This is a genomic window from Chamaesiphon sp. OTE_75_metabat_556, assembly GCF_031378165.1.
Classification (GTDB): Bacteria; Cyanobacteriota; Cyanobacteriia; order Cyanobacteriales; family Chamaesiphonaceae; genus Chamaesiphon.
In genome coordinates, this window is the sequence record NZ_JANNDR010000434.1 from 17,051 (window position 1) to 28,606 (window position 11,556).

Annotated in this window: 9 protein-coding genes; 7 read left to right on the top strand and 2 right to left on the bottom strand. The window is 44.2% G+C overall.

What is annotated here, in order from left to right; genetic code table 11:
* Positions 1-77 precede the first annotated feature (77 nt).
* From RMO27_RS17635 to RMO27_RS17665, 7 genes are all read left to right on the top strand, one after another.
* Positions 78-443: a protealysin inhibitor emfourin gene (locus RMO27_RS17635; protein ID WP_309734914.1), complete on the top strand. Its 366-nt coding sequence runs from the start codon at positions 78-80 to the stop codon at positions 441-443.
* A gap of 306 nt (positions 444-749) precedes the next feature.
* The gene (locus RMO27_RS17640; RefSeq protein ID WP_309734915.1) at positions 750-2,264 is read left to right on the top strand and encodes a ferritin-like protein; all 1,515 of its coding nucleotides are present in this window, start codon (positions 750-752) and stop codon (positions 2,262-2,264) included.
* Positions 2,265-2,303: 39 nt separating this feature from the next.
* Positions 2,304-3,644, top strand: a complete 1,341-nt coding sequence (locus RMO27_RS17645; protein ID WP_309734916.1) for a YCF48-related protein — start codon at positions 2,304-2,306, stop codon at positions 3,642-3,644.
* Positions 3,645-3,732: 88 nt separating this feature from the next.
* Positions 3,733-5,946, top strand: a complete 2,214-nt coding sequence (locus tag RMO27_RS17650; protein ID WP_396133748.1) for a pyridoxal phosphate-dependent decarboxylase family protein — start codon at positions 3,733-3,735, stop codon at positions 5,944-5,946.
* A 3-nt stretch (positions 5,947-5,949) separates the two neighbouring features.
* Positions 5,950-7,089, top strand: coding sequence for a LysM peptidoglycan-binding domain-containing protein (locus tag RMO27_RS17655; RefSeq protein WP_309734921.1), 1,140 nt, complete (start codon positions 5,950-5,952; stop codon positions 7,087-7,089).
* Between the two features lie 148 nt (positions 7,090-7,237).
* Complete coding sequence (locus tag RMO27_RS17660) at positions 7,238-8,614, top strand: hypothetical protein (protein ID WP_309734923.1); 1,377 nt, start codon at positions 7,238-7,240, stop codon at positions 8,612-8,614.
* A gap of 312 nt (positions 8,615-8,926) precedes the next feature.
* Positions 8,927-9,988 carry a sugar phosphate nucleotidyltransferase gene (locus RMO27_RS17665; protein ID WP_309734926.1) on the top strand — a complete coding sequence of 354 codons (1,062 nt, stop codon included), beginning with the start codon at positions 8,927-8,929 and terminating at the stop codon, positions 9,986-9,988.
* Positions 9,989-10,028: 40 nt separating this feature from the next.
* Here RMO27_RS17665 and RMO27_RS17670 read toward each other — a convergent pair whose 3' ends face one another.
* Both RMO27_RS17670 and RMO27_RS17675 read right to left on the bottom strand, forming a co-directional pair.
* Positions 10,029-10,586, bottom strand: coding sequence for a hypothetical protein (locus RMO27_RS17670; RefSeq protein ID WP_309734929.1), 558 nt, complete (start codon positions 10,584-10,586; stop codon positions 10,029-10,031).
* Positions 10,587-11,556: AAA family ATPase (locus RMO27_RS17675; protein WP_309734931.1), on the bottom strand; the 970-nt coding region annotated here is incomplete at its 5' end. It abuts the gene before it with no gap.

Sequence of the window (11,556 nt, forward strand, 5' to 3'; positions counted from 1 at the left end):
AGAATAGTTTTTCTGTCGATCGGCTATCTGCTACTAATTTAATTCAAGCCGTTATACTCGATCGAACTAGATCGAGTATGACTTCTAAATATTTTGCAGATAGATTGTCACCGGAAAAATCGCCACTTAATAAAGCTAAAAAACACATGAAAATTAAGTTTCGTCAATCGGGTGGATATGCAGGATTGCGAATGGGTTTAGATCTGGATATCAACTCATTAAGCACTGATGAATCTACTCAATTGGAGTCTTTGGTGAAAACTAGTGGAATTCTGCAATCCAAAAGTGGTCGTGCTGAAAATGCGGCAGATTTAATTAATTACGAGATTACGATCGAGACTAAGGAGGGAACACATCAGGTGAAATTTGACGATCTAACCTTGCCTGAAAGTGTTTTGCCTTTGCTGGAATATCTTCAAAGTCAAGCAAAACCGCTGCGATAAATTATCCAATCTTCAACTAAACAAACCCCATACTCAAATTGAGATTGAGTTGGACAAAGTCTGGTATTTTTGCAATTTTGCTGGCATTAATCCGCTGATTCCTGTTTGCCAGTCAAGCGATCGCTAATTTCTTTGGCAAGTGCGATCTCGATCGAGATCGTACTTGGGGCATTTATTTACAAAACTCAACAAGAATCGCGATCGATAACTCACTTTTTCTCACTGACAGCTCGATCAATCTCAATGTAGACTATTTTTCAAGGTGTCTTGTTATATTTAGAAACTTGAGCAAATAATAGTAGCGTTATGAGCACAGACAATCAAGTCAAAACCAGAGAAGACTTGCTTTATCTCCTCTCCCAAGCAGCAGAGTTAGAACATTCCCTTGCTTGCCAATATCTTTTTACTGCCTTCAGCTTAAAAGAATCCACAAATGAGGGAGTTTCTCCAGCTCAATTAACAAAAATAAATAGATGGCGACGGACAATCAATAAGATTTCAGTCCAAGAAATGCTGCATTTAGCAATAGCTAGCAATCTGCTGACTGCTATCGGCGGAGCACCATATTTCCGGCGCGCAAATTTCCCCCAAGCTAAAACTTATAGTTCTTTAAAGCTTAAATTTATATTAGCTCCTTTCAATGAAACTACGCTGAATCGCTATATTTGTTTTGAGCTGCCAAATAATTTTGACAATGACGAACAAAGAGGGACTTGGACTCAGTTTTGTCAGAGCATTAGAGACCAAGAATTTGCCAGACTAATGGCTCTAGCAGAACCATTGCTGCCGAGAAAGCTGGAATATAACACCATTGGGGAACTTTACGGACTCATCCGCCAAGGCTTTGAAACTCTCGGTCAAAAACTGTTTATTGGATCGCCCGCAGCTCAGGCAACGGGACTTTTCAGAGAAATGATCCAGGTTACAGACTTAGCTTCAGCAGTCCAAGCGATCGATCTAATTATCGTACAGGGTGAAGGATCTCCGGCTCAAAGAGTTGACAGTCATTTTGCCAATTTCACCAAAATTCGCGAAGAGTATTTAGCAGAATTACAAAGCGATCCCAGTTTTCAACCTACTCGTCCAGTAATTGAAAATCCACTGTTAAGTCTTCAGCAAGATAATATAACTCCTGGGGCAAATATCATTACCGATACCTTGAGTCGTGATGTCGTTGAGATTTTCGTTGCTCTTTATGAGGTGATGCTGCAAATACTCCTGCGTTTCTTTGCTCATACTGAGGAGAATGAGGAGCAGATGTATGTGCTCAAGAGTGCGTTTATTAATCTGATGCCTTTTGCTGTTTCTCCCTTAGCTAAAGCAATTACTCTATTGCCAGCAGGTGAGGGGTTTCCAGGAATGAATGCAGGGCCAAGTTTTGAAGTCTATGCAGATGTGCAACTACTCCCACAGATGAGCAGTGCTTGGATCTTTTTCCAAGAGAGAATTCAAGAAATTGCCCAAGCTTGCGACGCACTAATTAATGATGCTAGAACTGCATCCCACTCTCAGTTGCGGCCAGCTTTAGCGGAAGTATCTGCGACTCTCAAAAACATCGCCCATACCATTTCCCTCGCACCCAATGGCGAAACTTGGGCAAACGGCATCTCTCAATTATTCTCCCCCATGGATGTCGATCATATGAAAGCGATTCCAACATTTCGAGTCAATCTTGGCGATTATGATGATGTCAAGAGCAATGCAGAGGCGATTTTAGATGTAGTAGCCTCGCAATCGATGCCTTTACTGCCTGAAGGTGCTTGGACAGCGACCAGAATTAACTTATTTAAGCAGTGGAAAGATCGTAATTTCCCCCTGTAATCCGCAGATTGTATCCATCAGCAAGAGGAAATATTGGTCATGACAAATTCTCCAAACTTACAATGGTTTGCTACAAATGCACCGACTGCTAGTTCGAGAACTGATGATATTTGGTTTGTCGATCCGATGATTGGTTGGGCAGTCAATAGCGACGGTAAAATTTTGAAAACAACTGATGGTGGCATTAGCTGGCAGCAGCAATTCCAAACACCGATCGTTAGAAATCGACCAATTTATTTGAGATCTGTTGGTTTTGCCAACCCCTTAAATGGTTGGGTGGGAACAGTATCTCCAGAGCAACGCCTGTATCACACAACTGATGGCGGAGATACTTGGACTATTGCAGCGAATCTCCCGGCAAACGCTCCGGTCAAAATTTGTGGGCTTTCAGTTGTCAATGAATCGGTTATTTACGCTTCTGGTACCAACGATCCTGCTGATATTCCTGCCCGGATGATGAAAACTGTCGATGGTGGGGCAACTTGGACTACCTGGGATATGAGCGAACATGCCACAATTTTGATTGACAACTATTTCGTTAATCCAGATTGTGGTTGGGTTGTCGGTGGCAAAGCGGATCGGAGTATTCCTAAACCCAGTCGCGATAATGTAATTCCAGTGGTGCTCTATACAGAAGATGGGGGGGAAACCTGGGTTAACCGAGTCGCCGATCTTAGTTCCTCTTTGCCGTTGGGCGAATGGGGGTGGAAAATTCAGTTTCTCAATGAGATGGTTGGTTTTGTCTCTTTGGAAAATTTCAATCAAGGCGCGATTCTCAAGACAACAGATGGGGGCAACACCTGGAACAGACTTCGCATCAACGATCCTCAAGAAAATGTCAATCTCGAAGGAGTTGGATTTATTGATGAGCACCAAGGTTGGGTTGGTGGTTGGGGATCTGCCGATTTTCAAGGCGGTTTTAGCAGTGAAACGAAAGATGGCGGTCAAAATTGGCAAGATGCCAATCAGATCGGACAATTTATCAATCGCTTCCGATTTTTTGGCAATCCCGTGACTGTCGGTTATGCTTCGGGTAAAACGGTTTATAAGTATGCTACTGCACCAGTAACAGCCCCTTTAGTGGAAAGAGTTGCACCTTTAAGCTTTCTGTCCACAAATGCGCCAGCAAAGTTTGACCAGTTAGTGAATATCGAATACACATTACCGGAGCATACCCAAACAGTCAGAATTGATATTTGGAATCAGTTTGGTAGTTATGTTCGCCAACTAGTTGATCAAAGTAATCCCAGTGCTGGCCAAAAATCAGTGGTGTGGGATGGTAAAGATGATGCGGGAACATCTTTACCACCGGGCATCTTTATTTACAGATTAACTGTAGATGGCAATGCTGAGAGTCGGGTAATCCGTTTCGATCCTTAACAAAAAACGTTTTTCTAAGACCAAGGATGATGCATAAATTTTTCTGTTGACAATTACTGTAGCTGCTAATGAGGATTGGGTGAAAAATATGGATACTCCGCGTGATGCTCTAAGTCAAGGATTTGAAAAAGCGCGCCAAGGGCTACAGCAGGTTGCCCAATCGAGCGATCTTCCCAATTTTGATAGTACGGGCACGCGCGCGCTCGAAGCCTGGTTTTTAGGGCCAAAAGCCGAAAATGCGGATGAATTAGAGCGATTTATTGTCGAAGCGATTCGCGATCAAGCTTTTTGGCGGCGGAATTTTCATCCCAGCGATCCTACCCATATTACGGGAGAAATGAAGCGATCGCCCGAATATCTGGAAGCGATGGATTCCCTCACCGAAGGTTATCAATCCTTGCTGGCGTTTCTAAAAAAATCCGTACCCTTTTTCAGTCCGCGCTATCAAGGTCATATGAACTGGGATTTAACTATTCCAGGCATCTTGGGCTATTTTGCAGCGATGCTATACAATCCCAATAACGTTGCCTTTGAAGGCTCGACGGCGACCACGATTTTGGAAATCTTGGTGGGTGACGATCTGTGTCAAATGCTCGGATATACTATACCCGATCGAGAGGCGATCGATCGGGGAGCAATTCGGCCGTGGGGACATATTACCTGCGATGGTACGGTAGCTAATATTGAAGCACTGTGGTCGGCGCGAAATCTCAAATTTTATCCGTTAGCTCTACAAGCAGCTTTACAGGCAGATCCTGCCCTAGCTGCGGGTAAATCGATCGTCATTACCCTCCCCACGGGAGCATCGCGCCCGTTAATTGAGTTGGATACTTGGGAATTACTCAATCTCCAAGCTGATGACATCCTCGCTTTACCGACTCGGCTCACCGCCGAATCCCAAATTTCACGAGATACGATTACGGCGAGTCTGGCGCAGTATTCTTTACAAAGCCTGGGTTTACAAGAGTTTTCCCGCCGCTTTCTCAGCCAAATCGATAAGTCTCCCGTGTTCTTGGTACCAGGTACCAAACATTACTCATTCCCCAAAGCCGCTGCTGTGCTGGGGATTGGAGCTGCTAATGCGATCGATGTACCCGTAGATAAAGATGCGCGGCTGAATATGGCCGCACTCAAAGACATCCTCGAACGATGTCTGCTTGAAAAAATTCCTGTTTATACAGTGGTTGGTGTCGTCGGCAGTACCGAAGAAAGTGCGATCGATCCGATTAAGGATATTTTGGCTCTCCGAGCGGAATTTCGGCAGCGCGGTTTGGAATTTACCGTTCATGGGGATGCTGCTTGGGGCGGTTATCATATTTCCGTCATGCGCGATGATTTTGATATGCCTGAACCTTTGGCGAGTTTGGTAGCGGCTCCCCCTCCGGCTGTCCCGCTCAAGCACTATGTGATCGAGCAGTTTCAGGCGTTAGGTGGTGTGGATTCAATTACGGTAGACCCTCATAAATCTGGCTATATTCCCTATCCAGCCGGCGCACTCTGCTATCGCAACTCGGCTATGCGGGATCTAGTCACCTTTAGTGCCCCCGTCGTCTTTCACGGCGATGCCGAACCCACTGTCGGCATCTATGGGATCGAAGGCTCCAAACCAGGAGCCGCCGCCGCCGCAGTTTATCTGAGTCATCGCGTGATTCGACCATCAAAAAGTGGCTATGGCAAAATCATCGGTGAAGCACTATTTAGTTGCAAGAAACTCTACGCGCGATTGCTCTGCATGGCACGCCCAGAAGATCCCTTTGTGGTCGTGCCAGTCTCGCGATTGCCTGCTGAAGTTGATGGTGCTGATTTAGCCGCCCAAATTCAATTTATTCGCGATCGAATTGTCGGGAAGACGAATCAAGAGATAATTAACGATCGTGATGCAATGAAATTACTCGCAGAAATTGGGCCAGATCAAAATATTTTAGCCTATGCATTTAACTTTAAAAATGCGTCGGGACAGATTAATACCGATCTCGCCCAAACCAATCGGTTGAATAAAGCTTTGTACGATCGACTGAGCATCAATCCGGGCGATGATATCTACGGGTACGATCTAATTGTCAGCACCACAGATTTGAATGCCGCTCAATATGGAGCAACATTTATTACTGACTACAAACACCGTCTGGGAGTTGGGAAATCTGCGGGAGATTCCATCACTGTCTTGCGATCGGTAGTGATGGACCCGTGGGTAACTGAAACCACCAAAGGATCGTTTCTAGATATTTTGGAGCATGAATTTCGGAAAGCCGTCACAGCAGCTCTCGCCGAAATTATGCCCACACAGACGGGGAGGGATTAACTCATGGCTTGTCAATCGGGTCGATCGTACACAATCCAATCGGGAGATACGCTATTTTTAGTCGCACAGCAGCAGTTAGGTGATGACAATCGGTGGCATGAAATTTTGAAGCCAGATGGCACTCAGTTCACCGAAATTGACGCCGATCTCCAAGTGGGGCAAGAAGTTTGTTTGCCCAAATTATTGAGTTCCGAGCGTAGATTTGCCCTGTATTTTGCGTGGAGTCGTCCGCAAGAAACTGCGGCAGAACTCGGCAAGCTGGAGAATCGATATCCAACGTTGTTTGAATTTAGAAGATCGATCTGGCCGGAGTATGAATGGCGAGCAGATTCAGATTTGTACCAACAAGATATTTCGGGTTTCTTAGATCATGTGGTTTTATCTGATTTCCAACATTTTCGGGAAACGATCTTTTCAATCACAGGTCATTCAGTGCCAGTAGGCCAACGCCAGAGAGATGACCGGACAATGCAATTAATTGATGAGAATTTTCTGAAAGATATCGATACGTTGATTATAGTTAGCTTAGATCATTTTGAGACAAATCAACAACCGACACCAGCAGAAGTAGCCGCGATCGAGCAGTTTTTAGAGCGTAAAGATGCTTGCTTATTAGTTTGTCCCCAACATGATATCGGCGTTCGAGACGATCCAGAATCTCGTGAAGTCGAATTTTTACATCATGGCGATCGACTAGTACCAGCACAAGAGCGCATCGGTGGATTTGCCAGAGCAATTTTAGCCAAACTCGGATTCCCGATCGAAAATCAATTCGGACTAAATCCCGCTAAATCCAGCGTAGATAATGCTCCTGCGCCACTACTAAAATTCCCAGATTTAGACGATCTAAATATTCTGCAAAATGTGACGACATTCAATCTTCACGCTCATCTACCCCATTACTTCGTCCCTGATTTTCTCAAAAATTCTGTGCGGGTACTTGCCAAGCAATCAATTAATCCCGCCGCTCCGAGACATCCATTTGTAGCAGCCGGAAATCTGAACTTTAATGCACTCTTATGGATGCCGCCCCATGGAGCGCGCCAAGCCAATATATTTGTTTGTGATGCCACGCTCTGGAGTTCCGCTTTTGGCGGAGTTGAAAATCTCGAATTGTTCTGGAAAAATTTAGCACTGATGTGAAAAAGTTACCAGCTACCGATCGAAGTTTTGTAGCCTAAGTTATAAAACTTCATATGTTACTCCGTAAATAAATCACTTTTTCTCACCGACAACTCGATCGAGGTAGAGCTAGGCTGTTCCTATGAATCTATAAAAAAATCCACACTCAATGAGTATCCTGAATATCAATGATTTAGCACTACAGCTAATAGCCCTCGATTTTAGCGATGGACATGCTCCTAATGCGAACAATGGCGGACCGACCAAAGCTTCTCGCGCTCTAGCTATCATTCATCTTGCTGCTCATGATGCCTACGCCCAAATCACCAAAAAGCTTAAGCCTAAACTCGATAAGACTCGACTACCGACTCCCCCAGCAACTTTAGATACCAGCGAAGCTGCCGGATCGAAAGCTCTGCTATGTGCTGGTTTCCGCGCCGCCAGAGTACTTTATCCTGACTTCAAAAAATTTATCGATACCCAAGCAGCAAACCTGTTTGATTCCAATGATGGAGGCTGTTGTAACGATCTAGTCTGTAAGTATGGCGAACAAGTCGCCGATGCTTGGATTGCCGCCAGAATGAACGACGGCTCCTCCGCCCCACAACTCGACACACTCTATAATCAAGCCGCCGGACGACATCGCCCCGATCCGCTCGATCCCACTCAAAAGGCACTGGGGCGAACCTGGGGATTGGTGAGACCCTTTGCGCTGTCTAGTGTTGTCGCCGATGCCTTTTTGGACAAGCCACCAATGTTAAGCAGCCCTGAATATGCTGTGGCGTTTAATGAAGTACTTAAGGATGGGAAGAACGATCTACCCCAGAAAGATCCCATCAAAGCCGTAAAAGGGATTTTCTGGGGTTATGATGGAGCGAATAAAATTGGTGTGCCACCGCGTCTTTACAATCAATTTGTGCGGGCGATCGACAATTTTGAAACCCTCTCACACGATCGTCAAATTACAGTCCTCACGGCAATTAATGTCGCAATGGCCGATGCCGGAATTGCAGCTTGGTATTGGAAATATCAATATGATGTTTGGCGGCCTGTTGTGGGCATTCGCGAAGCTGATATTGGCTGGGGGCCTCAAGGTAAGGGTGATGAAAATGCAGCCACAACAGTAGATCCATTTTGGTTGCCACTAGGTGCGCCCAATAGCAACCCAATTAATAAATCGGCAAATAATGGTACGCCAAATTTCCCAGCATACCCATCCGGGCACGCAACTTTTGGTGCAGCTTGTTTTAAAACGGCGGCGGCTCTAATCAATCCCACTGCACCGAATGGAACGCCAGCGGAGATGGCAGCATTACTCAAAGGAATCAAGGTGACTTTTGTCTCAGATGAATTTAATGGTGTCACCACTGACAATACTGGTACTGTCCGTCCCAAATTCAAAAAAACTTTTAATTTATTTGACGCGATCGACGAAAATAATCAAAGTCGAATTTATTTGGGCGTACACTGGCAGTTTGATGCTAAAGAGGGCGAAGTTCTCGGTACGAAGGTTGCTAATAAAACGATCGCATTTTTCAAATCATAAAATCAAGTTTTTTTAAGCAGATTTTTCTCCAGACATGCATGTGAAGATGTCTGGAGTTTTTTGTGACGATCGATTTCAATTAGTCTCACTAGAGAGAAGCAAAAGGGGCAACACTGGTTAATTAAGCAATGTGAGGGAAAGACTTTTAAAAGCGATCGAATCATCAGAACGCTAAAAAGTCAATCCGCCCCCAGTAATTAGGCGCGATGGTGGCAATCTGGCTGGAAGCGATCGGTTGTCGTGGTAGGGTAAATTAAATTGCGTAATTGCGATCGTCTGTAAGTAACATTTAGCTATTTCTAAATTCAGCCCATGCGACCCAAGTTTGTTCCGGTAATTCTTGCTGGCGGTAAAGGCGAACGGTTTTGGCCACTCAGCCGCAAACAACGCCCCAAACAGTTTCTTTGTCTCGATGGTAGTGGCGAAAGTCTGATCCAAGCGACTGCTAATCGATTGGTGCCGATCGTGGGTAGCTGGGATGATATTTGGGTGATTACCTCCAAACTGCTCGAAACAGGCGTTCAGGAGCAATTACCCAGCCTGCCAGTGGCGAATCTACTTGCCGAGCCAGAGGGTAGGGATACGGCGGCAGCGGTGGCTTGGGCGAGTTTAGAAATCGCCAAACGGTATGGCGATGAGGTAACGATCGGCTTTTTCCCTGCTGATGCTTGGATTGGCGACGCAGCGGCTTTTGCGAAGACGATCGCCGCAGCGGTAGAATTAGCGGAGCATACGGGCGCGATTGTGACTTTGGGGATTACCCCGACGTTTCCGTCGATCGGTTATGGCTATATCCAGCAGGGGATTTCTAGTGGTAAATATCACGATCTAGACACCTATCGAGTCGATCGATTTACGGAGAAACCAGATGCAGCCACCGCCCAAAGTTTCATTGCCAGTGGCGACTATACCTGGAATAGTTGCATCTTTATCTTCACTGCCAAAATTGCGATCGACGAACTGAAACTGTATGCACCAGAATTAATGCAGTTATTGATCGAAAAAGGTGTGAGTGTTTATCCCACTTTACCGAAGATCAGTATCGATTATGCCCTGATGGAAAAAACCAAATTAACTCATGTGATTCCGGCTGATTTTGGTTGGGACGACTTGGGAGATTGGAACGCGATCGAGCGATTATTAAAAGGCGATAATATTAATGTCGAATTAGCCAATCATGTCTGCATCGATACTATCGGATCGGTGATGTATGCCAGCAATCCCGATGAAGTAGTCGTGACGATCGGCTTGGAAGATGTGGTAGTCGTCCGCGATGGTGATGTCACTCTGATTGTGTCTAAACATCGCACTCAGGAAATCAAACAGATCGTCAATAAAATAAAAGAGGATCGAGAACTCGATCGATTACTTTAACGAGATATTCTAGAAATGAATGCGATTGATGCTAGTGTTGTTATTTACCAATGAGCTGATTGAATTGGATAGATTTAGCACAATTAATCTTCCACATTCGTTCTGGACAATCGTGAATAAGATTCTCTTTATGGATGGGTTGTTTAGGAAGCCCGATGTTTCGGAAGCTGACAAAGCGAGGCTGATAACCATTGAGGAAATTTTTCGTTTGCCAAAATACTTTACCAACAGCTTGAAAATAGGTGAAAAAACATTGCGTGCCCTGAAGTTGCTGAATTATTTCCCACTCCTTAGAAGTCTTAGAACTAGCCTTCATTTCGATGTAAATTACATATTTCCGTCGCTGATCGAGTCGAGCAACGATTATAAAGTCAGCTTGCTTACATTCACCATTCTTACCATTAAATATTTGCTTCGGTGCCTCAAAAGCATCACCTTTAACGATCGTGACATTTTCTCGATCGGGCATTCCGAGAATAGTTACAGCATACAAATCGGCTTCTGCCAAGACAACCTTGGGTTTTGATGAGCCACTGTCTACTAATTCTACTTTTGCCGTTGATTGGATCATCAGATTGAGAATTTCAAAATCATCCATCTAATCGCTACCCCATACGATCCTTTCTTGAATGCGATTGATGGTATCGATCGTCATGTCAAAGCTATCCAATTCTATCCCCAATTCGGGAGTAATTTTAGCAGGTACTAACGTAGGAGATCGAGTCTTCTTCTTCTGCCCTTCTAATTGAACCAGAGCTTCTTTAGCAACATAAACTTTAACTTTGTCAGGAGATAGCAACTCTGACGCTAGATATTTTTCTTCTTCAGCAATCTGTTTGAGATGAGGTTCATCTCGATCGAGCATGATTAATGTATTTAGTTCTTTGATAATATAGTCACTATGAGTTGTAATCAGGACTTTGATACCAAGATTGACTAACCGTGCTAATAATCGAGCAATCCGACGTTGATTTTCGGGATGCAGATTTAACTCTGGTTCGTCAATTATCAATAAATCTCCAACCGCAGCTTGATGTCTGAGGTAAAATCCCAAATCTAGCAAGGAACGGATGGCACTTGAACTTTCGGTTAAGGAGAGTTTAAGTTTTTTATTTTTGCGCGGAATGTAACTCAGGATATCTTCCCCACTTACTTGATAATCACCACCAATCATATCTGAAAATTCAGCAAGTATTTCGGGATATCGATCGGCTATAAAACTACGTTGTTTGACAATTCTTTCTAGATTGCGAGTAAATTCAACATTTTCTTCCACAGCTAAAGGATAGTCTTGATAGCCTTTCTCAAGTACTGAGTTAATAGTCCCTATGTCACGATTTCCGTGAGCAATAGTTTTTAACATCCGATTGCGGGCAAAATCAAGCTCTTTTCTAAAAGTAGCTGCACCAGTTCGTTCGCTACTAATAATAAAAGGCTTGGGAAACAATCCAGAAATTATAAATTCCCTGATAACATCTGCCACTAAAAAATCTAAATCTTCAACAGTTGCTTGTGTCTTCTTGTTCTTATAACTTAGTTTTATACTTATTTCAAAGATACTATTTTCT

Coding starts and splice junctions, on each gene's coding strand:
- RMO27_RS17640 (WP_309734915.1), top strand. CDS start 750: ATGAGCACAGACAATCAAGTCAAAACCAGAGAAGACTTGCTTTATCTC.
- RMO27_RS17670 (WP_309734929.1), bottom strand. CDS start 10,586: ATGGATGATTTTGAAATTCTCAATCTGATGATCCAATCAACGGCAAAA.
- RMO27_RS17655 (WP_309734921.1), top strand. CDS start 5,950: ATGGCTTGTCAATCGGGTCGATCGTACACAATCCAATCGGGAGATACG.
- RMO27_RS17665 (WP_309734926.1), top strand. CDS start 8,927: ATGCGACCCAAGTTTGTTCCGGTAATTCTTGCTGGCGGTAAAGGCGAA.
- RMO27_RS17645 (WP_309734916.1), top strand. CDS start 2,304: ATGACAAATTCTCCAAACTTACAATGGTTTGCTACAAATGCACCGACT.
- RMO27_RS17635 (WP_309734914.1), top strand. CDS start 78: ATGACTTCTAAATATTTTGCAGATAGATTGTCACCGGAAAAATCGCCA.
- RMO27_RS17650 (WP_396133748.1), top strand. CDS start 3,733: ATGGATACTCCGCGTGATGCTCTAAGTCAAGGATTTGAAAAAGCGCGC.
- RMO27_RS17660 (WP_309734923.1), top strand. CDS start 7,238: ATGAGTATCCTGAATATCAATGATTTAGCACTACAGCTAATAGCCCTC.